This is a genomic window from Thalassobacterium maritimum, from assembly GCF_031127805.1.
GTDB classification, from domain to species: domain Bacteria; phylum Verrucomicrobiota; class Verrucomicrobiia; order Opitutales; family Coraliomargaritaceae; genus Thalassobacterium; species Thalassobacterium maritimum.
Map to the genome: position 1 here is coordinate 1 of NZ_JARXHW010000184.1, position 768 is coordinate 768.

General features: G+C 47.9%; 1 protein-coding gene. It reads left to right on the plus strand.

Annotated elements, in window-relative coordinates; translation table 11 throughout:
• Window positions 1–106: 106 nt before the first annotated feature.
• A complete protein-coding gene (locus QEH52_RS19940; protein ID WP_308952720.1) occupies window positions 107–670 on the plus strand; it encodes a hypothetical protein in 564 nt (187 codons plus the stop codon).
• Window positions 671–768 lie beyond the last annotated feature (98 nt).

A 768-nucleotide genomic window follows, 5' to 3' on the forward strand; every position in this document is an offset into this window, starting at 1 on the left:
GATCCAGACGGCACAGGTCAACCCATTTTACGCGCTAGAAATCCGATAACCCTCACTAATCCGAAACCCTCAGGCTGGGTGCCTGGCCTCCACGATAGGCAAACGAATGAAAGCAATACAGACAGCTACAGCTCTATGCATTCTAGCCTTTTGCTTGTTTGGATGCAGCCCATCTGAAAAAGAAAAACCGAAGGAAACGAAAGGAGATAAACTTGAGGCTGTCTTGGGCGGCACTGGCCCGGAAGTCGCCGTCGATGTAGCCACCCACGTTCGCTTCGAAAACCAAACCAAATCACCAATCGCAATTATGGTTGGGTCAGCAACCGAGAGAATAGAACCGGGCTCTGTTGTATTTATACCCGAAGAGTATGATGATGGAAACCGAGGTAAAACCGTAAAGATAGCCCAGCATAAAGACGGTGAGTGGAGTATGGTATACGCAAGCAAATGGGTAATTAGCAAGAAATGGATTGAATCATATGTTGCGAATGAGACGACTGCAGGAAAATTTACCCTATTTGGAACACGAGATCGCGTCGGAGAATCTGATCTGACTCAAGAGCGTTCGCAAGATGTTGTGCCACGCCGGCGAGTTGTCATAGAAAATGAGGAGCCTATCCAGACAGAGCTATCAACTCCGTTCGCTCCTGCGTCGCTCACTACGCGATAGTCTTCCACGATATGGGAAAGAATTGAAGAACCACAGATGACACGGATTAGCACAGATCATGAAAGAACAGAAGCAAGGAAATCTGTGTCCATCTGCGC

Excerpts from the sequence above, each read along its gene's own strand:
- QEH52_RS19940 (WP_308952720.1), top strand. The coding sequence starts at position 107 with ATGAAAGCAATACAGACAGCTACAGCTCTATGCATTCTAGCCTTTTGC.